Annotated in this window: 21 protein-coding genes; 7 read left to right on the top strand and 14 right to left on the bottom strand. The window is 63.0% G+C overall.

Annotated elements, in window-relative coordinates:
• Positions 1 to 37: 37 nt before the first annotated feature.
• Complete coding sequence (locus HWX31_RS17725) at positions 38 to 1,483, bottom strand: glycosyl hydrolase family 18 protein (RefSeq protein ID WP_174959766.1); 1,446 nt, start codon at positions 1,481 to 1,483, stop codon at positions 38 to 40.
• A 430-nt stretch (positions 1,484 to 1,913) separates the two neighbouring features.
• Here HWX31_RS17725 and HWX31_RS17720 point away from each other — a divergent pair, with 430 nt between their 5' ends.
• Entirely contained in the window at positions 1,914 to 3,524 is a 1,611-nt protein-coding gene (locus HWX31_RS17720; protein ID WP_174959768.1) for an ABC transporter substrate-binding protein, read from the top strand.
• Between the two features lie 87 nt (positions 3,525 to 3,611).
• Here the strand turns inward: HWX31_RS17720 and tssJ are convergent, their stop codons facing one another.
• From tssJ to HWX31_RS17670, 10 genes are all read right to left on the bottom strand, one after another.
• Positions 3,612 to 4,124, bottom strand: coding sequence for a type VI secretion system lipoprotein TssJ (tssJ, locus tag HWX31_RS17715; RefSeq protein WP_059776028.1), 513 nt, complete (start codon positions 4,122 to 4,124; stop codon positions 3,612 to 3,614).
• Positions 4,124 to 5,986 (bottom strand): type VI secretion system baseplate subunit TssF, encoded by a 1,863-nt coding sequence (gene tssF / locus HWX31_RS17710; protein WP_174959770.1) that lies wholly within the window; start codon positions 5,984 to 5,986, stop codon positions 4,124 to 4,126. The genes tssJ and tssF overlap by 1 nt, the downstream gene beginning before the upstream one ends.
• A complete protein-coding gene (locus HWX31_RS17705; RefSeq protein WP_244143769.1) occupies positions 5,983 to 9,591 on the bottom strand; it encodes an ImcF-related family protein in 3,609 nt (1,202 codons plus the stop codon). Before HWX31_RS17705 ends, tssF begins: the two co-directional genes overlap by 4 nt.
• Entirely contained in the window at positions 9,539 to 10,816 is a 1,278-nt protein-coding gene (locus HWX31_RS17700; protein ID WP_174959773.1) for a hypothetical protein, read from the bottom strand. Before HWX31_RS17700 ends, HWX31_RS17705 begins: the two co-directional genes overlap by 53 nt.
• Positions 10,816 to 11,076, bottom strand: a complete 261-nt coding sequence (locus HWX31_RS17695) for a PAAR domain-containing protein (RefSeq protein ID WP_059615136.1) — start codon at positions 11,074 to 11,076, stop codon at positions 10,816 to 10,818. The genes HWX31_RS17700 and HWX31_RS17695 overlap by 1 nt, the downstream gene beginning before the upstream one ends.
• A 144-nt stretch (positions 11,077 to 11,220) precedes the next feature.
• Complete coding sequence (locus HWX31_RS17690) at positions 11,221 to 12,603, bottom strand: XAC2610-related protein (protein WP_174959775.1); 1,383 nt, start codon at positions 12,601 to 12,603, stop codon at positions 11,221 to 11,223.
• A gap of 212 nt (positions 12,604 to 12,815) precedes the next feature.
• Complete coding sequence (locus HWX31_RS17685) at positions 12,816 to 13,550, bottom strand: hypothetical protein (RefSeq protein ID WP_174959776.1); 735 nt, start codon at positions 13,548 to 13,550, stop codon at positions 12,816 to 12,818.
• Positions 13,547 to 15,943 (bottom strand): M23 family metallopeptidase, encoded by a 2,397-nt coding sequence (locus HWX31_RS17680; RefSeq protein ID WP_244143768.1) that lies wholly within the window; start codon positions 15,941 to 15,943, stop codon positions 13,547 to 13,549. Before HWX31_RS17680 ends, HWX31_RS17685 begins: the two co-directional genes overlap by 4 nt.
• Before the next feature lie 76 nt (positions 15,944 to 16,019).
• A complete protein-coding gene (locus HWX31_RS17675) occupies positions 16,020 to 18,392 on the bottom strand; it encodes a type VI secretion system Vgr family protein (RefSeq protein WP_174959780.1) in 2,373 nt (790 codons plus the stop codon).
• A gap of 68 nt (positions 18,393 to 18,460) precedes the next feature.
• Positions 18,461 to 18,670 (bottom strand): hypothetical protein, encoded by a 210-nt coding sequence (locus tag HWX31_RS17670; RefSeq protein ID WP_157378069.1) that lies wholly within the window; start codon positions 18,668 to 18,670, stop codon positions 18,461 to 18,463.
• A gap of 105 nt (positions 18,671 to 18,775) precedes the next feature.
• Between HWX31_RS17670 and HWX31_RS17665 the strand changes: the two genes are divergently transcribed.
• From HWX31_RS17665 to HWX31_RS17640, 6 genes are all read left to right on the top strand, one after another.
• Positions 18,776 to 19,846 (top strand): ABC transporter permease, encoded by a 1,071-nt coding sequence (locus HWX31_RS17665; protein WP_174959782.1) that lies wholly within the window; start codon positions 18,776 to 18,778, stop codon positions 19,844 to 19,846.
• An 87-nt stretch (positions 19,847 to 19,933) separates the two neighbouring features.
• Positions 19,934 to 20,848, top strand: a complete 915-nt coding sequence (gene nikC / locus HWX31_RS17660) for a nickel transporter permease (RefSeq protein WP_174959784.1) — start codon at positions 19,934 to 19,936, stop codon at positions 20,846 to 20,848.
• Positions 20,838 to 21,722, top strand: coding sequence for an ABC transporter ATP-binding protein (locus HWX31_RS17655; protein ID WP_174959786.1), 885 nt, complete (start codon positions 20,838 to 20,840; stop codon positions 21,720 to 21,722). The genes nikC and HWX31_RS17655 overlap by 11 nt, the downstream gene beginning before the upstream one ends.
• Entirely contained in the window at positions 21,719 to 22,495 is a 777-nt protein-coding gene (locus tag HWX31_RS17650) for an ABC transporter ATP-binding protein (RefSeq protein WP_059615149.1), read from the top strand. Before HWX31_RS17655 ends, HWX31_RS17650 begins: the two co-directional genes overlap by 4 nt.
• A 91-nt stretch (positions 22,496 to 22,586) precedes the next feature.
• Positions 22,587 to 22,841 carry a GlsB/YeaQ/YmgE family stress response membrane protein gene (locus HWX31_RS17645; RefSeq protein ID WP_059610395.1) on the top strand — a complete coding sequence of 85 codons (255 nt, stop codon included), beginning with the start codon at positions 22,587 to 22,589 and terminating at the stop codon, positions 22,839 to 22,841.
• Between the two features lie 322 nt (positions 22,842 to 23,163).
• On the top strand, positions 23,164 to 23,499 hold the full coding sequence (locus HWX31_RS17640) for a type 1 fimbrial protein (RefSeq protein WP_174959788.1): 336 nt from the start codon (positions 23,164 to 23,166) through the stop codon (positions 23,497 to 23,499).
• 57 nt (positions 23,500 to 23,556) lie between these two features.
• Here the strand turns inward: HWX31_RS17640 and HWX31_RS17635 are convergent, their stop codons facing one another.
• From HWX31_RS17635 to HWX31_RS17625, 3 genes are all read right to left on the bottom strand, one after another.
• Positions 23,557 to 24,429: a LysR substrate-binding domain-containing protein gene (locus HWX31_RS17635; protein WP_010089606.1), complete on the bottom strand. Its 873-nt coding sequence runs from the start codon at positions 24,427 to 24,429 to the stop codon at positions 23,557 to 23,559.
• A 144-nt stretch (positions 24,430 to 24,573) separates the two neighbouring features.
• Complete coding sequence (gene bla, locus HWX31_RS17630) at positions 24,574 to 25,470, bottom strand: class A beta-lactamase (protein ID WP_174959790.1); 897 nt, start codon at positions 25,468 to 25,470, stop codon at positions 24,574 to 24,576.
• A gap of 146 nt (positions 25,471 to 25,616) precedes the next feature.
• Positions 25,617 to 26,462: a peptidoglycan DD-metalloendopeptidase family protein gene (locus HWX31_RS17625; protein ID WP_174959792.1), complete on the bottom strand. Its 846-nt coding sequence runs from the start codon at positions 26,460 to 26,462 to the stop codon at positions 25,617 to 25,619.
• Between the last annotated feature and the right edge of the window lie 129 nt (positions 26,463 to 26,591).

Raw genomic sequence — 26,591 nt, 5'->3', positions numbered from 1 at the left:
TCCATTGGGTTGGCATGGGCGAGCGGAATCGCGCTCGTCATCGCGTAGCCGGTTGCGCCAGCCACAGCATGTCAGCGAGTGGCGGCAGCCAGAACCGGTTCGACGTGTGCTCCTGGATGCAGACGTACCGAGCGCCGTCGTAGGTCACGCCGTCGCCGCGCTCGTACCAGGACGCTTCGCGCCACGACGGAAAATCGCCGGGTCCTTCACCCGATTCGGTCGTGACCGCCAGCACGGCGCTGCGCTCCGACGTCTCGCCCCGCGCATCGGTCGCGCTGACCTGGTAGCGATAGGTGGCACCGGCGTGCAGCCCGGTATCGACGTAGTTTCTCGTCGCCGTCTCGCCGATCCGGTCGTCGTTCCGATAGACCGTGTAGCGCACGATCGGCTGCGGGCCCGACGCGGCATTCCACGCGAGCGACACGCTGTTTTGCGTCTGCTCCGGCGAGCGCAGCCCGGTCGGCGCGGACGGCCGTTCGCCGGGGTCGCCGCCTTCCGTCAGGAAACCGTAGCGACGGGCGAATTGCCAGTTGTAGCGCCGGCCGTCCCGGTCAACGCCGTCGTCCCAGTTCGCGGACCAGGTCATCAGCCCGCGAATCGCGAGTCCGGCCGCGTCCAGCCGCTTCAACGCGCCGATCGCCGCCTGCGCGTCGATCACGTAGCCGGTCGCCGCGGCGTCCGGGTTCGCGGGCAGGCCGATCGCGAACCGGTCGTGAGGGATTCGCGCAAATCCGCGCGTGCCCGACACGATGCTTTCGGTGAGGTAGTAGAGAAAATCCTCTTTGCGCGCGTCGTTGTTCTGGGCGAGCCAGCCAACGCCCTCGACATCGACGCCGTCGCCGCCCTGATTGTAAAACTGGGGCGCAACAAAATCGTAATAGCCGTCGAGCGCATCCAGGTAGGCGATATATTCGCGGTTTTGCCGCAAATACGGGAATTCCGGCGCCATCGAAATGATGAAATGCTTGCCCTCCTTCGCGTAATGATCCCGGACCATTCGCAATGCCGCCGGAATGACCTTCTGGTTATCCGCAAAGGTGATCGCCGATTGCTCGAGGTCGATGTCGAGCCCGTCGAAGCCGTACACCTCGACGAGGCGGATGATCTCGGCGGCGAGTGCGTCTTCCTGGCCGGCATGCAACTCGATGTGCGCGTCCGCGCCGCCCAGCGAAATCAGCACCGCGCGCTGCTGCGCGTTCAGTACGCCGACCTGGCGGCGAAACTCCTCGTCCGACACGTTGTACGGCCGGAACGTCGGAATCCCGTGGCCCTTCATGAACGCGACCGCGACGACGTTGTAGGCCTCGGGAATGTCGGTCAACGCAATCTCCGCAAACCGGCCGCCCTGGTATCCCTGGCCCGCGTCGGATGGCCAGTTGTGCCAGAACCCCATCAGAATCTTCCGGCCCGACAGGTCGGGCATCGCGGACGCGTCGTCGACCGACGTCCGCCGCAGTTGTCGAATCACTTCCGGATTCAGCATGAGCGCTTGCTCCTTCTTGTGAGTCACACGATCGACGTGCGCCCCGCGCGAATCCCGATCGTACCGATGCGCACGCCCCAGGCGGCGGGCCGCGCACCGGCGATCCGCCGCTTCGTTCACCTGCCGACCCGGTCGAAAATCACCGATCGATCGGCGCATTCGATTATCCACGTATAAATCGAATTAAAAACCATTAATTTGTAAATTCCATAACTCTAAAATAAATACATCAGAATTTAAATTATTTGAATAGAACAACATGAATATCAATTTGGATACCAAATAAACAATCGCCGAGGCACGGCAAAATCACTTACGGCTTCCCGCCTATCATTCATGTGCATCCCATAGCTTTTACCATCTGGCGCGATTTTTTTGGATTCGTTAGATGAATGTCCATACCCCCTGAACACCAACCGATGGAGCCCGCATGAAACCGCTGACATCCCGGCTCACTGCCACCCTGGCAACCCTGGCCGCCGCATCCGTCCTCACCGCCGCCCCGCTGTCCGCCGCATGCGCGGCAACGCCGAAGGACCTGTTCGTGATGGCCACGCTGCTGGACGAATTCACGACGCTCGATCCGGGCGAGATCTACGAACTGGTGCCGGAGGAATACGTCGCGAACACCTACGACCGCCTGGTGCGCGTCGACCTGCGCGACCCGTCGAAATTCAACGGCGACGTCGCGCAATCGTGGACCGTGAGCCCGGACGGGCTGACCTTCACGTTCCGGCTGCGCCCCGGCCTCGGGTTCCATTCGGGCAACCCGCTGACGGCCGACGACGTCGCGTGGTCGATCCAGCGCACGGTGCTGCTCGACAAGGGCGCGGCCGCGGTGCTGGCCGGCATCGGCCTCACGAAGGCGAACGTGGTCGCGAACGTGAAGAAGCTCGACGACCTGACCGTGTCGGTCACGACCGACCGCAAATACGCGCCGACCTTCGTGCTGAACGTGCTCGGCGCATGGCCCGCGTCGGTGGTCGACAAGAAGCTGCTGCTGTCGCACCAGCAAGGCAGCGACTTCGGCAACGGCTGGCTGAAGACCAACGAAGCCGGTTCCGGCGCCTACAGGCTCGTCAAGTGGACGGCCGGCGACAGCCTCGTGCTGCAGCGCTTCGACGGCTACCGGCTGCCGCTCGCGATGAAGCGCATCGTGCTGCGCCACGTGCCCGAAGCGGCCAGCCAGCGCCTGCTGCTCGAAAACGGCGACGTCGACGCGGCGCGCGACCTGAGCCCCGACGACCTCGCGGCGGTCGCGAAATCCGGCAGCGCGAAAGTCGCGCCGTCGCCGCAGGCGACGCTGCTGTATCTCGGCCTGAACACGAAGAACCCGACGCTCGCGAAGCCCGACGTGCAGGAAGCGCTGAAATGGCTCGTCGACTATGCGGGCATCCAGGGCCATGTCGTGAAGACGACCTACAAGGTCCACCAGACCTTCATGCCGGACGGCTTCATCGGCACGCTCGATGCGAACCCGTACCGGCTCGACGTCGCTAAGGCGAAGGCGCTGCTCGCGAAGGCCGGCGTGCCGAACGGCTTTGCGATCACGATGGACGTGCGCAACGACTATCCGTACACCGAGATCGCGCAGGCGATCCAGGCGAATTTCGCGCAGGCGGGCGTCAAGGTGCAGCTGATTCCGGACGACAACAAGCAGACGCTCGCGAAATACCGCGCGCGCCAGCACGACATCTACATCGGCGAATGGTCGGCCGACTACATCGATCCGCACAGCAACGCGCAGGGTTTCGCGTGGAATCCCGACAATTCCGACAGGTCGAGCTATAAAATGCTGGCCTGGCGCAACGGCTGGGACATTCCGCAGCTCACGAAGGACACCGACGCCGCGCTGGCCGAGCCGTCCGCCGCGAAACGCGCGCAGCGCTACCAGGCGATGCAGAAGGACCTGCTCGCGCGCGCGCCGTTCGTGATCCTGTTCGAGAAGGTCGCGCAGGTCGCGACGCGGCCGGGCGTCAGCGGGCTCGAGGTCGGGCCGATCAACGATCTCGTGTCGTACCGCAACCTGAAGAAGCAATGAACATTGGGAGAATGTGCGCCGCGGCGAACGCCGGCCCTGCGCGCATTCCCACTCGAGATGCGTCTTCGTGTCACCGGTCCATATGGCTCAGCGGCCCCCATCCAATTCAAGCCGGTTTCCATTCACGACGAGCCTCACCGGATCGGTCTTCTTCCATTGCGCCTTCGGGATGACCAACTGCCACTCGGCACCGCTCTGATCCCGAAAAAAACCAACCACCCCGACGGATTGCGCGTCATCCGGCATCGGTGCCGATAGCTTGACCGTTGCGCCCGGCGCGAGCGTCGCTTCCATACTGTCTAGCAGATCGGCCTTCAGCAGCGCGCGGTCGTCGTTGAGCAACTGCGCGTAGCTCGCCTCCGCAAAGGCTTTTGCATCCTTCAACTGGTATATCCTGATCACGACCGGCAACGACTGTCCCTGACCGTTCTGGTTGAGCATCGCGCGGCTTTCAAGCATCAAGTTCATCTGCTTCACTTTCGCGACGAATACCGCCCGCGTCGCGCCCACTGTCGTGTCTTTCACCGACTGCCACGTCCCGCACGCAGAAACGGCCAGTGCGACGCCAGCCGCCGTGCATCGAATGATCCATGCTGCCATCAGAAGGGCGCCCCCTCGTGTTTCATGCGTGGATAGAGAATTTCCCTACCGTCCATGGACAGCACCAGCCGCATCGAATAGTGGAAGCTCGCGTAGTGGCCCACGAACCGGCTCAATACCTCGCCGAAAAGCGCTGCGTCGCCAGGCCCGTCGAATGCCTTCGCATCGAACCGGACATGCATGCGGATTTCGCGATGTATATATGCCCGTTCCAGCTCCTGATGTTCGGTAAGCCGTACATCCTCGATCGCTTCGATGCGCCGCATGATCCCGTCGTCGTCCGACCAGTCGTAGAGCATCAGCACCGCGCGCAGGGCCGGTGCGCCGCCCTCTCGGATCGTGACCAACTCGTTTGCCCCGCCGGCCGTAAAGTGCCCGAGTACACGTACGTCGTACTCGGGATGGTGGCGCGGCGGATAGAGCGGCAAGGTCGGTGCCGTCAGGTTGCGCACCGATGCGATACCGGTAAAACCCGATACCGCCTCGGTAATCGTCGCCTCGGTCAGTGCCATGCGCGGCAGATGTCCGTTATTCGCGAGCGCACGCACCGTCAGATACCGATCCGGCTCGCCCCACCGTTCCTCCATAGCATCGTCATCCCGTCCGCACCGATTCCACAACTGGCCCGAGAGCGTTACCCAGAGCTCCCGCCCCGTTGCGCCGAAGCGGGTCGCGGTATGGAAATATCGTTCGGGCTTCTCGTAGCGCAACATCCAGCCGCGATGCCGGAAAGTCGTGAACGCGCGGTACGCATGGCGGACGCTGTCTTCCGGATCGGCGGCGGTCACCGCAAGCACGTCATACGGCTCGACATGACCGGCTGCGTCGGGCGGCACGCAGATGCAGTGCTCCCGGTCATGCCAGTCCGCGGGCTGAAGCGGCAGCGCGTCCGCCTCGAACAGATTGATTACGGGCGTGCAGAACAGGCGGAAGCTCTCGCGGCTGACCGGAATATCCCCTTGCACCCGTCCGTCCAGTTCGATCTCGAAGGTCATCCGTGACTCACCTGCCGGCAGCGTGGCCGCATCGAAGCCGCACAGGTCGACGAAGTGGAATTTCTGTGGAAACACGAAATACTCCAACAGCGTCTGCTCACGGTCCAGACCCCGGTCACGCTCGGGATCGGCGACCGGCCACAGCCGCGTCGACGGTCCGAAGCCTGCCGCTTCGAAGCGCACGTCATCGAGCGGTTGCAGCTCGCCATTGCGCACCGACGGCAGGCGCAGGCCGATCGATGCGACTTGATGCGTCAACGCCGCGTACAGCGCGGCGGCGACTGGCCGGTCGCCGTGCAGGTACAGTCGGATACGCGACAGGTCCACGCGTTCCCGCTGCTCGGCCAGCCCGAGCCTGAATGCAAGACGGATGACCGTGCGGCCGTCGGCACGTACCGCAGCAACCGCATCCTCCACCGCGAGCGGAAGCAATTGAACCGCTTGCGTCGTCCGGTAGAGGCACCGCACCTGATCCGGGCCGACGGGTGCCGAGCGCACCACCGCCCCAGCGGGAACCTGTGCGCCTGTTGAGGCCGCACTGCCGACTGGTGTGCATTCGATGATCGACAGTGATGGAATTGGTCGTGCCGCATGTTCGTACAGGTTGTCGATCAGCGGCTCGGTGATTTCGGGCATGCCGTCGTCGAGCTTCATGCGCAGACGTCCCGCGAGCAGCGCGAACCCTTCGAAGGTCGCGCGAACACGCTCATCCACTTCACCGTAGCGCATGCCGAGGCGGCGCGCGACTTCGGGATGAGCTCGGGCAAATTCATCAGCCGCCGCACGCAGGTAACGCATTTCCGCATCGAAATACTTGAGGAACGGATTCTCGTGCTCATGGGGGGATCGTTTCCACGGAGCATTCATGGTTGTATCTCCGGCGGCAAAGGTGGCGGGGACAGGAATGCCGGCTGGATGCCGGCCTTGCCGACGACGAAGATCCGCTCCGGCATCCGGAAGCCCCGCAGCTTCAGCAGATCCAGCGGTCCGGCACCGACCTGTGCTCGCAGCACATAGCGCAGCGGTTCGTCGTTTGGCGCGTTCCACGTGAGTTGATAGCGAGTGCTGTCGAGCGGCTTCACTTCGGCCTTGCCCAACAAGCGCAGGAATGCCCAGTCGCCTGTCGAATCGAATGCCTGCCGCAATCCCGCATCAACCGTCTGCCACGTCAGTCCCGCGTGCCCGTTCAGGCCATTGCCGGGCCATGTGAGCGGCGTCCAGCTTTCCTGCTGGTTGAAGTAGACGATCTGCTTGCCGTCCACCGACAGTTCCGAGCGCGTCACGTTTGGCGTCGGCAGCGCCATCATCTCGAAGCGCTCGCCCGCATCGCCTTGCAGATACAAATGGGCACCCACGGTCGACAACTGGCGCAGGCCGGAGAGGAACTTCGGATCGAACTGCAGCGCCTGCGGCGCCAGTTCGTTCGGCACCCAGTGGTCGCCCTCCATCGTCAGCACGCCAGCCAGTTGCGTCGAGACGAAGCGTGCGATCAGGCCGGTGTCGGGCCGTACGTAGCGCCCGAGTTCGGCAAACGACGCATCGGCGTTCGTATCGAAGAACGGATACCGGCCGTTCATGGCCGCGTTGAACGGTACGGCGACGCCTGCGCGCCACGCCCCGTTCAGGCTCGCTGCGGCCGGCTGCAGGATGGTCTGCCACGCTCCCTCGAGCGGCTGAGCGAATACAGCGCTGCCGAAGCCCGACCATGCAGCGCCGAGGCTTGCAGCCGTGAGCGCCGCATCGTCGCGTGCCTGCGAGAGGTCTGACAGCTTGCCCTGGAATACCGCCTGCGCGAGCGAGCGGGCCATCGTTTGCGCGTCGGCGCTGCCCGCAATCTGCTGCAGCTTCAGGCGCATCGTCGTCACGGCCGTCAGATAGCGCGACAGACTCACGCCGTTCAGCGCGATATTGGCGGGCGCGTTTCCCTTGCCGTTGCCGCCGGCTGGTGCGGTGCCGACGTCCCCCATCAGCGCAAGCAGCGGGCCGAATGGCTTGTCGAGAGGATTGACGGCCGGCGTGTCCGACTGCTCGTCGCTGCCGATCAGGCTTTGCGCCTTGCGCACCAACGTGTCGGTCAACGCCTGCGACGGGCGGCCCGCCTGCGCCTGATCTTGCACCGCCTTCATCAGCGCGATCAGCGGCGAGGTCTGCGCATCCGCGAGTCGGGACAACTGCTCGATCGCGCCATTCAGATTCGCCGCCGGTTGCCACTGGATGCTGTTGAGCATGTGCTGCCACGCAGCCGCGTACTCGGCGAAATAGCGCGCAGTCAGGCGTTGCTTCAACTCCTCGGCCACGCGCTTCTCATCGATTGCCGCTGCCGTCTTGATGGTGCCCACCGAAAGCGCGTTGCCGATAGTCTGCGCCGACTGTGCACCGGTCAACACCCAATCACCGCTCACGCGACGTTCGCTCGACGCCTTGTCGATCGACGCTGCGATCATGCCGTCCCACGCAGCACGCGTATAGATGCCCGGCACCGTCTGCGCGGTCGTAAAAAGAGCATGTGCATCCGCACCGGCGAGCAGCGTCGCCAGCGACGCATCCGCGTACTTGCCGCGCGCCGCATCGAGGATGCCCTGATATAGCACGTCGTCGCTGCCTGCCAGCCCGATCTGGTTGACGAGCGTCGAGCGCATCTGCGTGATAAGTGGCATCGATGCGTTGATCCGCCAAGCCGGGTGTGCCTTGATGTGTATGGCCCAAAACCCAGCCAACTGCTGCGACGTATCGAGCCACTCTCCCGCGAGCATGCCGGCGGGCGCGGGCCATACGTCGAGCAGTTGGGTCTTGAGGAAAGGCGCGTCGGTGCGCGACGGATCGGCCAGCATCAGATAGGCCTTGAGGCGGTTATACGCGCGCGTCTGCGCGTCGCGGCTCTGCTGTTCGTCGTCGCGAACCTGCGAGAGCTGGGCAAGCTGGCCTTCCAGCGCCTGCACAACCTGTTGCCGCAGGTTGCGTGCGGCGATCGTCCGATACGGCGACCACAGCGCGTCGAGCAATTCATCGTTGCGCGACAAGCCCGCGCGCAGGTACCACGGCACCCCATGCTGCTGGCGGTATTCGAGCAGGTTGATCTGCTTCTGCAGCGCGAGTTGCGCGCGCAACGCCTGCGGCGTGCCGGGCGGAGCGGCCAGCGCCACGTCGGCCGCCGTTTGCCCTTCGCGAACCAGTACACGGTTGCCGATGCCGGATATCACCAGCATCGCCGACCACGCGATCGCCCCGAACAGCGCGCACGCCGCCAACACGTTCGGCCAGTAAAGCTTCGTGCGGCGGCCCCGATAACGGGGCACACCAGCGGCAATCTCCCGCCAGACCGGCAGCAGTGCAACCGGCTGTTCGCGTGTGACCACTTCCACCGGTATCGCCGGGGTGGACGAATCTTGTGCCGCGTCGACTTCAGGGATCGGCACCGGGGTGGTGGATACCCCGGGAAAGACCGGTACGAACATGATCCCCGTCAGCGGCGCGCGCAGCCACTTCGATGCGGCGAGTGCTTGCCAGCCTTCGATCATCCGCTCGCGTTGGTCACCGATGTATTCCGAGATCTCCAGCAGCCACGTGTACCAGTGCGGCTGGCCGCCCCTGCGTACGCCAGCGTCCGCAGTCGTGTATTCGAGGTCATGCAATCTGCTCAGCAGCAAGGCTCCGGCGGCTTGCCTCTCCTTGCGCGAACTGCTTGGCACGTATGTTCCAACCGGCGCGAACCGTTCGGGTAAGTTGCCGCTTTTAGCCTCGACCGGATGTAGAAAGGTGATCGGAGCGGCCCAGCCCAAAGCGATGGAAATTGCCGAAAGCGTGCGAGGCAGATCGGGATCGGAATCGTTTGCGCAGACCGCCTGTACCAAGCCGTCGACCGGGCAGCGGCGGCGCAACTGTCGAATCTGACCGAGCCACTTCGCTGACTCGATCCCGTCCGGCGACGCATGAACCAGCACCGTTTCGTCCACGTGCATGACGCCCGCCTGCTTGAGACCGGGCGCGACCTGATCGACACGCTCATCCGTGCCGTTCACCAATAGCCAGCGCAGGCGACGGCGCCAGAACCAGCCGTGCGCGACGCGTAGTTCCTCGTAAAGACGCTGCAGCCGTGCGTCGCGCTTGGGCAGCTTGGGCGTCGTGGATGTTGTCCCCGTCTCACCCGTTTCAAGACGAAACAATCGGGCAGCGTTCGCATAGGCGCCCGTCGAGATCGAATACAGATGAGCGATCACGACAGCGACGAGTAACACCGGAATGCCGATCATTATCTGCATACGATGCGTGCCGTCTGCAATGCCGAGATGATCGCCATAAAACCAGACCAGCCAGAGCGCAACGACGGCAAGCACCAACGCGGCGAGAGGCAAGCCCCAGATCGCCACGCGGCTCGGCGTCGCGTTGTCGGCGGCAACGTGGCGCTCGATGTGCTGCAGGTTATTTTTGGATATCGACATGCGCGGAAACCGTTTGATCTTCGGATATGACATGGAGAATGGCCGACTGCAGACCATCGATGACAAGTTGCGGTCCGTCATCGGCACGAGCTTCGATGGCAGCGGCAATCGCCAACAAGCCATTGGCCGCGCAGGCATCGCCGACAATACGATCCAGCCGGCGCTGCGCGGCATCTTTTGCGGCAGCCAGGAATCCGGCGGCACGCAAAGCCTCGTCGCACTTTTCAATCGGACGGGTGATCCACGCCCTCTTCACCACCGCCGCATCAGTCTTGCCGCAGATTGCGGCATCGGCGAAACCGTATTCGGGTTCAACGGCATCGCCGGCGATGGGCCGGCACAGCTTCGCTTTCCGGCTGACTTCCGACGGAAGCTTGAAATAACCGGCATCGAGCAATACGGCGGCACATCCCTCGGCGAAGCCTTCGTCGATGCCATCGTCGTACCACGCTGCCGCAATGACGAGAAGCGGACGGCGCTCGTGTGCATCAAGCCATGCATCGGCCACCAGCAATCCGTCGCTAGCTGACGCCGGCTGAACCGCCAGCGGGGGAAGCCCTGCCAGACGCATCGCGTCGCAAACCTGAGCGAGATGCTGGTCCGCCACTTTCGGTTCGACCAGTACGCGCACTTGGGGCCAATAGGTCGCTTCGTATCGGGTCAACGCGCGGATACTCTCGATCAACGGTTCGAGCGCCAAACGGATCATTTGAACGGCGGGTGCGATCTTTACCGATACAGGTGGATCATCTGTCTGATCGTCCTCTTCATTCGTCGCGAATACGGCAACCAGTAACGGATCGTCGTCCGCAAAGCGATTGCACAAAACCTTTCCCGAGCCGTGCCGAGGGGCCTGCTTCTTCAGGATCGGCTTTTTCGCTTCCAGAATTTCGGACAAGGATTTGCCCGCCAGCGGCAAGCAATAGCCTGCGCCGAGTACGTGCAGCGGGCGCTGTGCGAATCTGATTTTCTCCGCGAGCCAGCGATCACGATGGTGGTTGCGCCAGTATGCGCGATACCACAGCACTTCGTAGCCAGCGCGACTAAAGCCGAGCAGCACCAGGAACAGTCCGTTCGGCCCCCCAACAATCCAGCTCCAGAACTTGAGGCCGCTCGCTGGCTCGCCTTTCGGCCATGCAAGCAACACAATCACCGGGCCGAATACGTTGCAGACGAGCCACGTACATGCCCATGGCCAGAAACGCATTCGACGAGGGTACGCGCTGGGGCGCCCGGCGGGAGAAAGGTCGACCGGCATCAGGCAATATTGACGTTCTGCAGCGACGAAATCAGCCGGCACCCGCAGGCACAGCGGTGGTGATGCATGGCGACGAATTTGCCGTCACGATCGGGAAACCGCTCGTAGCCTTCGTCAATGGTGGTCGGTCCGTGCTGGTCGCAAATTGCGTCGTCGCCCTTGCGGGCAAGCGGCCTGCTCATGAATACGGTCCACGGGGAGCCGCTGGTGACTTCGCCACCGTTTTCGAGTTTGTCGCCTTTGCGGATGGGAGATTTCATTTTGGGAACGCCATTTCCGGGTTATTTAGCAAGACCGCACGTGTGTCATACGTCGTCGCGACACGTCGATTGCCCTGAATTCCACACCCTTGGACAGGCTCTACACGTGCAATCTATTTGCCCTTCGGGCGTGTCGTGCGATATTCATTCAATGGAGGTGTCGCTGCACTGATCCGGGGCCTTCAAAAGGTGCCGCTTGATTGCGCCATGATTGAAGACGGGGATATCCGGGCAATACATTGTCTTGCCGCCCGCGACTGGGGTTTTCTTCCAGCGCAATCGCTCCGTTCGGACTAGCTTCGCCGGCGACGACTCGCCGCTCCAGACTTGAATCTCAACCCTGCCTTGAAGGCCTGATAGGTCATTGGGTGACACGTCGCTGCAGTCCGAGAGCTTTCGCGGCGTCGTACGCAGGGTCGCGCCATGCTGATAAACGGCATCCGGATACTCGATTCGGCCATTGCGCAGGTAGGCCGGCATGATGTAACAGATTGCCAGCTTGCCATCAATTATTTCTGGCTGGAAATAGCTGGATGCCGTATCAATCTCGACGAGATGCTTGCCCTTCCATCGGTACGTGGTGACCCCATGTTCGCAGCAACTGGCACGCCATGAAACGGAAATGATTTTGTTCACGGGATCGAAATTAGGCGACGTGACGCTGACCATCTCATCGGAAACCGAGACCATTTTTCCTTGGACCGGATCGTAAGCCCAGTAGTCGTAGGGAATGTTCGGCCCGGCGGGCAGGAACTGCGCCAACATCAGATCCGGGTACCCATCAAAATTGATATCGACGATCTCTGGCAGGAACATGCTGCATGTACCTTGCGAGGACGTAGGCAGGGTTTGAACGAGCCGGCTATTCTTGTAGAGCCGGATTTCGGAGATTAGCGGAGGATCCGAACAGCGGCTGTCTCCGTATGTCGGTTCAGCACTGGCCAGTAGGCGGATCTCAAAGGGAAATGGATATTTGCCGCTGTTTGTTTCAATGAGCGTGATCGACCAGCTTTTCTTGCCATCCGGCGATGACCAGATGCCTTGGCCGCTGGTACGCTGCAAGACCAGCGCCCATTTGCCACTGACTATCTGTTCCGATTTTTTGTTGTATGCCGTTTCCGACAGATCGACGTGATCCATCTGCTGTCGGCCCTCAAGCTGTATTCGGGACAGGCCACTTTTGCCGCAGGGTTCGTAGCAATAACTACCGCTGACGTGACCTCCCACGGCTTCCAGATCAGCCCTAACGCGTTTACCAGCAATCGTACCGCTGAATGATCGGCTCCAGTAGGTGAGCTCGACACCTGCATTTTCCTCGGCCATGCATAACGCAGAATGAAATGAGGTGAAGCAAAACCAAAGGACAAGCAGAGCTTTGCGAACTGGAAGAGACAGGAACGATTGCGTGAATATTTGTCTAATGTCATCGCGGTCAAACGGTTCACCCATGAAAATGGCCCATTTGGAACCACCAGTAACTTCGCCACCAGGTTCCAGTTTGCCACCTTTGCGGACAGGAGATTGCATATATTGGCTATCTATTTGAGTATGACTTTAGTTGATTCACCAGCACATCACCAGGCCTAAATTCACCGACACATCAACGGCAAACTTAAACTTACTGTTGCCATTGGATTTTTCAGGAGTTTCCTGCCACAAATCAATGATTTAAATTCCATCAAGAACCCCGAGAACTCGATCACCCCTCAATCAGTCAAGATTTTCAATTATGCTTTGTATTATCTACCCCCACCCATAGATGGAAATTTAAATGTCTTTAAAATCTCCAAAATTGAATTGATCGAAACATCACCCCTTTTCGGCAACATCAAACCATCTCCAGAAACGCCAACCAATACACTATCGCCGCTAACAAAACAAAATCTCGATCCACCTAAACTCCGATTGTGGCGTTCAAATGGCTCATCAACAACAAACCCCTGAGCGCCATCAACATCTAGCGTTGTAAAATGACCGTCAAATTCCTTTGACGCGGGAATCCATTTTCCACCGTCAAAATCCGCCGGACATCTTAAGGAATTTGAATCCATAACATCCTGCAACGCTTGAGTAATGTCGGCGATCTCAGGATTAGACGACCACTTGAAGTCGGAAGTGTTTTCGCACATAAAGCCAATCCACGGTATATGTGCAGCACCATTCTTCTCAAACCACCAGTCATACCCAGCATACATCTCAGCCTGCTTAAGATATGGAAGGTCATAATCAGACACGGAATCAAATGCGCGATAAAATACAAGATCCGGATCGTTGTATTTAACGTGCTCACCGTCTTTTAGGCTGATAGAAAAATTGCAATCGCCCATCCTTACTTGCACTGACGCCGGTCCATCGACCTTGAATATGCTGGCACCAGATCCAAGCGTTTTCGCACTTTCATCGGCCAATACATCATTGACGACCGATATGATCATGAGCCAGCTCGTGAAAATTACCATCGCGTAATGCTTCATGATTCCTCCACTCGCCCAAAATCGACGGGATAGGTAGACACACTTTCGTTAGGCTGCGGAAAGCTGGTAATGTCAAGCAAAATTACTTGAGCGTTAGCAAATGCGAGAAATCGAGATTGTATGTCCCACACCGAAGTGAAGTTGCCATTTGGCTTGCCAGTGTTTATTGTGGCAGCAACTTTCCCAAATGCCCTATTTTCATAGTAGTACTTGGTTCCATGATCCGTGAAGAGCGGCTTATATTCACTAGTTTGATGACTCCAATACTCGTCCGCGCAACCTGCCGCTCCGGACCAAATCCAATAGCAACCGGCGCTATCTGCCGCCTCAAATGGATTCACTGTCGCATCTCTTCTTTGTATAATTTCAGAAGGAATTTGCGTTGACGCATCGCTTAGCGAACGAGTTGGATCATACATTCCCTTTTTTCCATTTGGCAGCTTTCTCTTGCCATCAGCCATCTTGGTATGCTTATCCAAGGCAACTTCTACGTCCGCACCCACATAAATTCCCTTGAATTTCCAATACTTTATGTAGTTTTTAGAATGTGTAAGCTGAAGCATCCCGCGTCCGTCCCACGGCGCGTACCAAAATGGTGACCTCTCATGGTATTTTTGAAACCATTGGGTCTCCTCTGCTGCATTTCCAAAGAAGCACGCCATACGTACGGATGATTGAATCCCGTACTTACGGATCGCATTGTTAAGCTCCAGTCGCCGACGAATAGCATTTTGACTATCCACTGCAAGCATGGAAGCTGCTCCATGAAGACTCACCTTTTGCCACTTCCATGGAGTCGCCTTTTGCACGACATTTCTTGGAAGCATCTGCTGGAGCTCTTTTTGACTCAACCAACCACACTTCCTGAATTGCCGAATAAATTCTAACGGATGAAAAAACCAGACCTTTTGTCCAGCAAGCGGCGTCTTATCCAGAAACTGGAACTTGCCCAAGAATTCAATGAACTTGGCGTACCCATCCGGGTTGGTATCTTTCTGTTTGCCGAAGAAGCCATCCGGGTCGTTCAATCCCTGATACCGCTCGTCGTTGTCGGACGGGTCCCACTCGCTGCGTGCCTTGCACACCAATCCCCTAAGCTTTTCGCGCGCGCCCTCTGCGTTCCGCACGTAGCCTGCGAGTTGCAGGTTGGCACTATCGTCGTTGTTCTTGTCGTATTCGAGCGGCGAGATCGTGCCTGACGTGGCTTGCGGGTCCGCGACGCCAGTCAGACGGCAGAGCTCATCGTACCCGCAGAGTCCATCGTGATTGAACGGCGTATTGTCCTCATCGACCTTTTGCCAATCCTTGAAGAACGGAAAGTCCGCGTCAGACAGCTTGATGATCGCCTCCGAGGCGATGTTGACATACCCCTGATTTCCGTTCTCGTCGACTGGCACCGCGACCCAAGTATCACAAGCCGCACCTGAGAGCGTTGGATTGTCCGAGAGAATGCGCCCAAACCGGAGCATCTCGTAGCCATCGCTCGGGCAATCGGAATAGAGCGCCATCGAACGCTGATACAGGTCGTACTCGTATTGCTTCGTGTCGTTGTCGTACGGATCAGCGACCGGGTCAGGCGTGAGCAAGGTGACGCTGCCACTGTTGCCGCGATCGATCCACGCCCGCGTATAGCGCCGCCCCTTGTTGAACCAGGCCTCGACATAGAGCGTGTCGTTTTCATCAATCGAACCGCCCGGCACTCGAGGAAACCAGGCGTCACTCATGCCCGCCGGCTGCGGCACGAAATCCTTCGGGCCGGGAATGACAAAATACGTATGCCCCCAATAGTCGCCCGACGTAGGCTGAACGGGGTTCTTTTCACCTAGCTGAACCTTGTGGCCGTCCTGCTCGAACCAGGCCGTGAAATCATCGTCTGCCATGAAAATTTCAAAGTGCAGATGCCGGACGCCCTGATGCCGGCCGACATAACCAAGCATGTCCTTGCGGTACACCTTTTTCGTGCCGCCCGGCTGAACCACGCCATCCTTGCCCTCTGCCGTATCGAGCAGCCATTTGGGCAGGGCGTTCGCTGATCCGGTCGCTGCCGGATCGTTCGGTTGGGGCGCGATATCTTCCTGCTCGGTCATGTCCAGCAGGTGCATGTAGAGCGAGTAATACGTGATCGTGCGCCCGTCACCCGTGTCGGTCGTGTGCCTGAGCAAGACGAAGCCGGCATTCGAGTTCAGTTCCGGCTGCCCGGTCGTCGAATCGAACCTGCCATCGGACAGGGCGTTCTTGCAGACCCGATAGGCCACCACATCACCGTCGGCAACCGCGCGCACGGGTTCGTTCTGCTCGTTCGGCGCCAAATGAATGCCACCGTGAAAACGCCGATCGAAAGCGACCGGGTAGACCCCGTGATGGCCGATCTCTAACTGATCGACGGCGTCCATCATGGAGTCCGGCCTCGACGCATCGTTGGACGTCAGGCCGGATGCGGGCAGAAAGGGAGGGCTGATGATCATGGCTTCAATGAGACGACGAGTACTGGTCGGAAATTTTCAGACCGCTTTTCGGCAGGACCGGCAACGGCACGGCAACGTTGTCCGGCCCTTCGAAGGTGAACGACGCCGCCTTGATAACGAATGCGCCGGGGCAGTGGAACGTCATGTTGCCGTTTTCGATGACCAGCGACGCCCCGCCGCTGTTGAGCGTGATTTTCGACTTCGCCGCCAACTGGACATCCGCACTCTCGCTCGCGACACGCAACTGTTTCTGCGCGAACAGGTCCATCCCGTCCGTCAGCGCCGCAGCCGTCAATTTTCCCTTTGCGGCGGTCAGATTGATGCCGAGCTTGTGCGCGCACAGCGAGATCAACTCGCCGGCCATCATCCGCAACCGCTTGGTGATGCTGACGTCCATGTGATTGCCCGCCGTGACGATCACGTTCTCGCCCGCCGAGTGCTGGGCCGATTTCGGCGTCACGAACGCCATGCCGCCGGGAGCGCTCGCGAGCAGCCCCGCGTCACGAAGCTGGTTCAATCCGTCCATCAGCGCCGCCTGCGTGGCCCGGTCGGCAGGTTCGGCCTTCGCCTGCCGCGTGGCATCGGCCAGCTCTGTCACGCGCTGCAGCGCTGCCTTCAGTAGCTGGATGGCGGCTGGCATGTCGAGGTGCGGCGTGTCGGCGCCCCCCGCCGAGTCCGCGGAAAAATACAGCCCCTTCTCCGCGCGCATCGTGCCCCACGCGCGAGTCGTGATGTCGATCCCCTCTCCGCGCTTCAATTTCTTGCTGTCGAGCAGATGGCCCAGATTCATCGCCGACTTGCCGTAGACCGTGGCGATGCGCGCGCTTTCCTTCTCTCGCAGGTCGTTGAACACGATCTCTGCGCCGCGCAGCGGCGAGCGCCAGATCGCGTAGCTGAACATCGCCTGCGCGCCATGCACCAGGTCCGGGTGCGAATAGTCGTGCAATGCGCCCGATATATGCAAACGATCGACGTCGTTGTGCTCCCCTTGCAGCAGCACTTCCGTCTGCGGCAGCAACGGTGAATGGAAACCGCCCTGATACGACGATGACGGACGCACAAGGCGCAGATTCAGCAATTGCTTGTCGGCGCTATCCGATCCCTGCAGGAACTTGGGTAGGACGGGATAGCGCCCGTGCTCGTCGAGACACGCATAGGGCGCGCTGTCAAACGTCGTTACAAGGCCGGCGACGGGCCCTTCCAGAAAACGCCAATGCTCTTCGTAGTCGAATTTCGGCCGGTAAGCGAGATGTCCGGGCATCGCCTTGAAGCTGTTGTGCGCCGGCTTGATACGGCTGCCCTTCATCTCCATCGAAGTGGTCACGAACCCGTACTCGGCGCCGGGCATCTTCTTGTTGCCGAGTTTCACCACCACACCTGGCATGAGGCCCTTCACGTTGCTGGTGCCGGACAGAGTGACCTGACGGGCAATCTGCTCGTCGCGCCGCATCTGCACCAACGCCTCGCCCGCTTGCTGCGTCAGATGGAATTCCGCGCTACGGTTGATCCGGCCGAACATCGATCGGTCGCCGTCCTCGCCGGAGACTGTCGCCGTCGCTCGCAGCGGATCGTCCGGCGTACGATAGTTGCGCTCCCATACCTCGATCGTGGCCGGCACCAGCGTACGTTCGCCATTCAGTGAAAGCGCCGCCTCGTGCCAGTTGCCCGTGAGGCCGGAATCCGGCATCAGCGGCACTTCGATCGAACGCACATAGGCGCGCGGATTGTCCGCAAATACGACAGTGTCGAGCTGGCCCTGCTTGCCGCGCCCCTGTTTGTAGAACCAGAAAATGCCTTTGCGGCGGCAATGACGTGCGATGAAGTTCCAGACGGACTCCTCGTACATGACCACCTGCTCAAGCTTCTCCTGCGCCCCTTCCAGGTTGAATTCGATATCGAACGCGTCGAAGTTCTGCCGATCGACGACCAGCTCGGTGATGATCTCCTGCAGGCTCTTGTCGCGAAATACCCGCGAGCCATGCACGCGCTTGAGCAGAGCGGCAAACCTGGGCTCGATGCGCAACTGGTAAGCCGCCTCGTCGCGGCTCGTACGGATACGCTTCCAGCGTGTGACGATGCCATTGAAGGTGGCTGCGGCATGGTCGACGGGATCGATGTAGTTCACGGACGGGACGGCCACCCGCTCGTCAATCTGCAGGCCCGCACGCCGCCCGACGCACCGCTTGCCGTCGATATCGAGATGCGGAGAGGTGACCGTGATATCGACCTTGTAGTCCTTGCAGAACCCCGCGCGCACCCTGAAGTCGAGCACGTCGAGCCCGACGTCGAGCGTGCCGATCCATATTCCAAGATGCTGGCTAAGGCGTGCGCTCGGATGGCGCAGTGCATCCACAAGGGTTTTCGTCACAGCATTCATGCGTCATCCCCATCCTGTTGAACGAAACGATGCAATACCGTTGCACCAGCAACTTTTAGCGCAGTAGCTCAGTAGCAGCAACGTGAAAAATCAATTTCCGACGCAATGCATCTGTATTCCTTGGCAAAATCGTTAACCAAAGTGAACATTTGATTTCCCGGAGTGCGCAACATCAACGTCCGAATGGATACACCAGCTTCAGCACATTCGATCATCGTGCCGACGCGAACACGATGATCTTTTTTCGTACTGCTTTCGCTTTCCGCTTCGGGCTGCATCGGCTGATCCGGTTCAAATGCGGGTTGCACTGCGGGCCCCAGCGGGCTTCGAATATGTGGATGCTGTGTGGCGCCGCTTCATAAAGAAGCGATAAGATTCACCTCATGTCGCCCCCCCTCTCCTCCCTGGAAGCCCTCCGCACGCTCCCCGCGCGGCGCCCCGGCGTGCGCTGGGCGCTGCGCGTGCTGCGCTGGGCGCTCACGCTCGCCGTCACGTTCGCGGGGCTGCTCGCGCTGACTTTCGTGATCGGCCGCAAGGTGCCGATCGACCCCGTGCTCGCGATCCTCGGCGATCGCGCGTCGGCCGAAGCGTACGCGGCCGAACGCATCGCGCTCGGGCTCGACAAGCCGCTCGCGACGCAATTCCTGATCTACGCGCGCGACGTGCTGCACGGCAATCTCGGCATGTCGCTGCTGACGGCGAACCCCGTGCTCGACGACATCAAGCGCGTGTTTCCGGCCACGCTCGAACTCGCGACGCTCGCGACGCTGATCGGCATCGCGATCGGCGTGCCGCTCGGCGTCGCGGCCGCGGTGAAGCACAACCGGCCGATCGATCACGTCGCGCGCTTCGTCGGGCTGATCGGCAGCTCGGTGCCGGTGTTCTGGCTCGGTCTGATGGGCCTGCTGCTGTTCTACGCGCGGCTGCACTGGGTCGCGGGGCCCGGCCGGCTCGACCCGGTGTTCGACGGGATGGTCGACACGCGCACCGGCAGCCTGCTGATCGATGCGGCGCTCGCCGGCGAATGGGACGTGTTCCGCAACGCGCTGTCGCACATCGCGCTGCCGGCGGCGATCCTCGGCTATTACTCGGTCGCCTACCTGAGCCGGATGACGCGCTCGTTCATGCTCGACCAGCTCGGCCAGGAATACATCGTCACCGCGCGCGCGAAAGGGCTGTCGGAAGCCCGCGTGATCTGGCGCCACGCGTTCGGCAACATCGCGGTGCCGCTCCTGACCGTGATCGCGCTCACCTACAGCAACCTGCTCGAAGGCTCGGTGCTGACCGAGATCGTGTTCGCGTGGCCGGGGCTCGGCTCGTACCTGACCGGCGCGCTGCTCAACGCCGACATGAACGCCGTGCTCGGCGCGACGCTCGTGATCGGCGCGATGTTCATCACCGTCAACCTGCTGACCGACGCGCTGTACCGCGTGTTCGATCCGCGCGCGCGTTGAGGACCGTTACCTCATGACCGCTTCACTGCTCGTCGTTCTCATGCTTTCCGCGCCTTTCATGCAATCCGCGCCGACCGGAGGCCGCCGATGAACGCCGCACGCGTCACGCTGCGCGCGTGGCTGCTCTCCGACGCGCCGGCCTCGCGCTCGCAGGCCGCGCTCGGCCTCGCGTACCGCCGCTGGCGCCGCTTCGCCGCGAATCCGCTCAACCTGTTCGGGCTCGCGATCCTCGTCGCGCTGCTCGCCGTCGCAATCGTCGCCCCGCTGATCGCGCCGCACGACCCGCTGCGCCAGGTGCTCGCCGACCGGCTGCTGCCGCCCGGCTCGCCGTCGCACTGGCTCGGCACCGACCAGCTCGGCCGCGACATCCTCTCGCGGCTGATCGGCGGGTCGCGCCTGACGCTCGGCATCGCGCTGCTGGTCGTCGCGATCGTGGTGCCGATCGGCCTCGCGATCGGCACCACGGCCGGCTATGTCGGCGGTTTCGTCGACAGCGTGCTGATGCGCATCACCGACGTCGCGCTCGCGTTCCCGAAGATCGTGCTCGCGCTCGCATTCGCGGCCGCGCTCGGGCCCGGCGTGATCAACGCGGTCGTCGCGATCTCGATCACCGCGTGGCCCGCGTATGCGCGGCTCGCGCGCGCCGAGACGATCCGCATCGCTCAGGCCGACTACATCCATGCCGCGCGGCTGCAGGGCGCGTCCGGCCCGCGCATCCTGCTGCGCTATATCGTGCCGATGTGCATGTCGTCGGTGATCGTGCGCGCGACGCTCGACATGGCGGGCATCATCCTGACCGTCGCGGGCCTCGGCTTCCTCGGCCTCGGCGCGCAGCCGCCGAGCCCGGAATGGGGCTTCATGGTCGCGTCGGGGCGCAACGTGCTGCTCGACGCATGGTGGGTCGCGACGCTGCCCGGCGCGGCGATCCTGCTCGTCAGCCTCGCGTTCAACCTGCTCGGCGACGGGCTGCGCGACGTCTTCGATCCGCGACATGGAGCGTGACATGACGACGAATCTCGACTCCACGCCGCTGTGCGAAATCGACGGGCTGCGGATCGGCTTTCGCGGCCACGACGGCGCCGTCACCGACGCCGTGCGCGACCTGTCGCTGACGCTCGCGCCGGGCGAACGGCTCGGCATCGTCGGCGAATCGGGTTCCGGCAAGTCGCTGACGGGCCGCGCGCTGCTCGGCCTGCTGCCCGAAGCCGCGCGCTGCTCGGCGCGCACGCTGCGCTTCGCGGGCCACGACCTGCTCGCGATGGCGCCGCGCGAACGCCGGCGGCTGTGCGGCAGCCAGATGGGGATGATCCTTCAGGATCCGAAGTATTCGCTGAACCCGGTGATGACGGTCGCGAAGCAGATGGGCGAGGCGTTCCGGCTGCACGAGCCGGGGCTGCGCGGCCGCACGTTGCGCGAACGGATCGTCGATGCGCTCGCGGCCGTGCAGATCCGCGATCCGGCGCGCGTGGCCGATGCGTATCCGCACGAGCTGTCGGGCGGCATGGGGCAGCGCGTGATGATTGCGATGATGGTGTCGACCGGCCCGCGCCTCCTGATCGCCGACGAGCCGACCTCGGCGCTCGACGTCGCCGTGTCGATGCAGGTGCTCGCGGTGCTCGACGCGATGATCGCGCGGCACGGCACCGGCCTGATGTTCATCAGCCACGACCTGCCGCTCGTGATGTCGTTCTGCGATCGCGTCGCGGTGATGTACGCGGGGCGCGTCGTCGAGACCTGCGCGGCGCGCGAGCTGCGCCACGCGACGCATCCGTATACGCGCGGCCTGCTCGCGGCGACCCCGCCGCTCGCGAACCCGCCCGACGAACTGCCGGTGCTGCAGCGCGACCCGGCCTGGCTCACTGAGGCTGCCCGATGATCGACGTCGATCACGCATCAATCCGTTTCCCGACCCGCACGGGTCACGTCGACGCCGTGCGCGACGCGAGCTTCGCGGTGCGCGAAGGCGAGGTGTTCGGGCTCGTCGGAGAATCCGGCTCCGGCAAGTCGACGCTGCTGCGTGCGCTGACGGGCCTCGTGCCGGTGGCGTCCGGCAGCCTGTCGATCGACGGCCGGCCGGTCGGCGGCAAGCTCGACCGCGCATTCCGCCGCCAGGTGCAGATGGTGTTCCAGGACCCGTACGCGTCGCTGCATCCGCGCTTCACGGTCGACCAGACGCTGCGCGAGCCGCTGTCGATCCATGGGATCGGCGACGCCGATGCGCGGATCGCGCGCGCGCTCGCCGAAGTCGGGCTCGGGCCCGCGTTCCGCTTCCGCTACCCGCATCAACTGTCGGGCGGCCAGCGGCAGCGCGTCGCGATCGCCCGTGCGCTGATCGTCGAGCCGCGCGTGCTGCTGCTCGACGAACCGACGTCCGCGCTCGACGTGTCGGTGCAGGCCGAGATCCTGAACCTGCTGCGCCGCCTGCATCGCGAGCGGCGCCTCACGATGATCCTCGTCAGCCACAACCTCGCGGTGGTCGGCTTCCTGTGCCAGCGCGTCGCGGTGATGCAGCACGGCGAGATCGTCGAGCAACTGTCGGTCGAGCACATACGCGCCGGGCAGGTCACGCGCGACTACACGCGCACGCTGCTGCGCGCGACCGAGGGCTATCGCCGGATCGATCCGGCAATCGACGCGAGCGCCGCGTAACACCGGACCGGCGCGGCATGTGCGCGCGGGAACCCCTGCGCGTCGCGCGGGTCCATTCCGCATTCGTCAATGCAAAGATCCGGAGGTACACATGCTGCAATTCGTCGAAACCCTGGTGGTCGGATTCATCATCGGCCTGCTCGCCCGCGCGCTCAAGCCGGGCAACGACAGGATGGGCGTCGTGATGACGACCGTCGTCGGCGTCGTCGGCTCGCTGGTCGCCGGCTACGTCGGCCACCTGGCCGGCTGGTATGCGCCCGGGCAAGGCGCCGGCTGGATCGCGTCGATCATCGGCGCGATCGTGCTGCTGGTGATCGTCGGCGCGGTCCGCAAGCGCGCCGGCTGAACGCACGCCGCGTCGCGTCACCGAACGGCCGCTCGTTTCGAGCGGCCGTTTTGCATTCGGGGTGCGGCAATGCGAAGCGAGTTGCAAGCGCTTCGTCCAACCGACGATCGTAATGCGCCCGGTATTACCCTGACTTGCGCTAACGCAGTTACCGCATATATTCAATCGTACAGATACGAATTCATTTGACTATTTCCGTGGTTTCCCTGACTTCCCCTCAAGAGGTTCGATGAACTTGCCGTTTACACACTCAGCTTCGCAGCGTTGACGGACTGCCATTCGAGCGGCCTCGCTGCGACGCGCTTCTACCCTGGAGCCTGTCATGAAGCCCCGCTTGATTGCCGCCTCGTTGCTGTTGGCTGCCCCGCTTCTGGCCTCGTCCCCGTCCTTTGCCGGCGGGGCGTCCGGCGTCATTCACTTCAGCGGCATGATCGTCGAGCCGCCCTGCTCGTTCTCACTCGATACACCCGACGCCGCACCCGCGCGCGTGCGCCCGGACTGCCCGCGTCCCGCGGCCGGGCAAATCGCGTTCGTCGACGCGGCGAGCCACCAGGCAGTCAAGACCACGATCTTTACTCAGGCTTCGCGCGCAATCGTTTTACCTAAGCGTCCGGACAACAATCGTGCGCCGATGATCGCGGTCGTGACGTACCAGTAACGCCGGCTGCCCGCGTGGTGCGCAGCGGGTTGCGCGTGCCTTCGGCGCGGTCGCGCGTCAGTCGCGATGGCGCGCGATCCAGTCGCTGAACGCGCGGATTTTCTGCTGGCTGCCGGCGCTCTCGGGATAGACGAAGAAGTAACGCGCGCCGGTTTCGAGCACGACGTCGAACGGCCGTTCGAGCCGGCGTGCGCTGACGTCGTCGTCGACGAGCGTCACGTCGCCGATCGCGACGCCGAAGCCCTCCATCGCCGCGTTCGTCGCGAGATCGAGCGTGTCGAAGCTCGGCCCGCGATCGGCGTCGACCGTGCGCACGCCGGCGTGGTCGAGCCACGCGCGCCAGTCGCGATGGTCGCGCGTCGGATGCAGCAGCGTGTGGCGCGCGAGATCGCCGATCTCGGCGAGCGGCGCCGTTTGCCGCAGCCCGGGCGCGCAGACGGGCGTGAGCCGCTCGTCGAACAGCGGCAGCGCGCAAACGTCCGCGCCCGGCGACGTGCCGTAGACGATCGCCGCATCGAACGGCTCGGTCGCAAAGTCGACGTCATGCTGCCACGCGGTCGTGATCTGCACGTGCAGGTCGGGATGCTCGCCCTGGAAGCGCATGATGCGCGGGAGCATCCAGCGCATCACGCAGGTCGGCACCTTCAACGCGAGATCGGTGCGCTGCCGCGTGAGCTTCATCGAGATGTCCTCGATTCGCGCAAAGCTCTCGTTGACGACCGGCAGCAGCTGCTCGCCTTCCGCCGTCAGCGTCAAGCCCTTCGCATGCCGCTTGAACAGCGGAAAGCCGTAATGCGCCTCGAGCGTCTGGATCTGCCGGCTCACCGCGCCCTGCGTGATGCAAAGCTGCTCGGCCGCGCGCGTGAAGCTGCGATGACGAGCGACGGTCGAGAAGATCTGCAGCGCGTGCAAGGGCGGAAGTCGGCGCATGGCGAGGCGAAGTGAGCGGACGGAATGCGCGCCGCCTTCGGCGCGCGCAGACCGACACGATAAGCGAAACGCCGGTTTCGCGCGAGGCGGCGCACCTGGCACGCACTTGACCGTCGGATATCGGTGAATCGGGCGGCGGTGCAATCAGGCGGCGGCAAGCGCGGCGGCGGCGATGCGCGCGGCCTCGGCGATGACGTCCGCGCGCGGCGCCGCATCGGCGCCCGGCTGCGTAAACGATGCCGCGATGACGAGCGGCGCATGCGACGGCGGCCACAGCACGGCGACGTCGGTCATCGTGCCGTAGCCGCCCGTCCCGGCCTTGGCGGCCACGCGCCAGTCGGACGGCACGCCCGCTCGGATGCCCGCGACGCCGTTCGCACTGCCGAGCAGCCACTTCGTCAGTTGCGCGCGCCCCGGTGCGCCGAGCGTATCGCCGAGCAGCAGCCGGCGCATCGTTTCGGCCATCGCCAGCGGCGTCGACGTGTCGCGCTCGTCGTCGGGCCGCGCGGTGTTCAGCTCGGGCTCCCAGCGGTCGAGGCGGAACAGCGTATCGCCGCTGGCGTGTGCGAACTCCGTGACCGTCTGCGGGCCGCCGAGCACGCTCATCAGCAGGTTCGCGGCCGACTTGTCGCCGAACTGCAGCATCGCTTCGCACAGCTGCCCGATCGTCATGCCGGTATCCGCACGTCGCTCCGTGACGGGCGAGCCCGGCACGAGCTCATAACGCCGATACAGGATGCGACGCGGCAGCAGCGATTCGTCGAGCGCGCCGCGCGCGAGCATCGCGGCGGCGGCAACGACCGCGAAGGTGCCGCACAGCGGGAAGCGTTCGCGCGACCGGTGCGCGATCCGCGCGCCGGTCGCGGTGTCCAGCGCGGCAACGCCGAGCCGGCCGTTCGACGCTTGCTCGAGCGCGTCGAGCTGCGACTGCGCGGCACGCAGTCGCTCATGATCGGCGACGGGGGCCGGCGCGCACGCGGCGACGAACGGCGCGGCGACGGCGGCAAGCAGCAGCGAGCGGCGTGACGGAGAGTGATCCATGGATGGCGGGTCGACTGCTTGTCGGTGGCGGCCTGTCGGGGCGAGCATTCACGCTTGCGCGAACGGCCGCGCGCGCGTGCTCGTGCGTTGGCGACAAGCGTAGCAGCGACCGCGCGCGTATTCCAGCGGCAGCCGTGCCGCCGCGCTCAGCCTTGCGTCGACGGCAGGTACGGCAGCGGGTTGACCGGCTTGCCGTCGCGCCGCACCTCGAACAGCAGCGCGACGCGCGAATTGTCGAGATCGCCCATCTCGGCAATCTCGTCGCCCTGGCGAACGACGTCGCCCGTCTTCACGAACAGCTTGCGGTTGTGCGCATAGGCGGTCAGGAAGTCCGCGTTGTGCTGGACGATGATCAGGCTGCCGTAGCCGTTCAGGCCGACGCCGGCATACATCACGCGGCCGGCGGCGGCCGCGCGCACCGGGTCGCCGGGCTGGCCGGCGATCTGAATCCCGCGGTTCTGGCCGGGCCTGAACGATTCGATGACGCTGCCGCGCGCGGGCCACGACAGCGCGACGCCGCTCGCATGCCGTTTCATGTCCTTGACGACCTGGCGATCATTCGCCGACAGCGCGGCCGGCGGGCTCGACGCCGCCCCGCTCGCGGCGCCCGTCGCAGCCGCCTGCGGCGCCGTCGCGGCCGGCGCCTGCGGCGCTTGCTGCTTCACGATGCGCAGCGCCTGCCCTGCCCGCAACCGGCTGTGCGCGCCGAGCCTGTTCCACGTGCGCAGGTCGGCCACGCTGCAGCCGTTCGCCGACGCGATGCGCGACAGTGTGTCGCCGCGTTTGACGATATAGCGATGCGCGACCAGGATCGGGGCTGGCGGCGGCGCGGACGCGGCGGCGGCATCCGCCGGGGCCGCGTCCTGCGCCGACGCGCCCGCGAGCGTATCGCTCGGCGGCACCGGCGGCGTGCTGGCGCAGCCGGCCATGACGAAGACGGCGCCCAGGGCCGACAGCCATGCCGTCCTGACGTTGATCTCGCGCTGTTTCATGGTCGCCACAACTCCGATTCGACAATCTTTCAAGCATCTCAAAAACGGCGCGGCCGACGTGTAACCGGTTGCAAACAATGATGACAAACGATCACGGAGCGAGCGGCGACGCAGACTCGATACCGGTAA

Origin of the sequence: Burkholderia ubonensis (assembly GCF_902833085.1) — a bacterium.
Classification (GTDB): domain Bacteria; phylum Pseudomonadota; class Gammaproteobacteria; order Burkholderiales; family Burkholderiaceae; genus Burkholderia; species Burkholderia ubonensis.
Note: the sequence above shows the minus strand (reverse complement) of the source record. Positions and strands in the feature narration are given on the sequence as shown.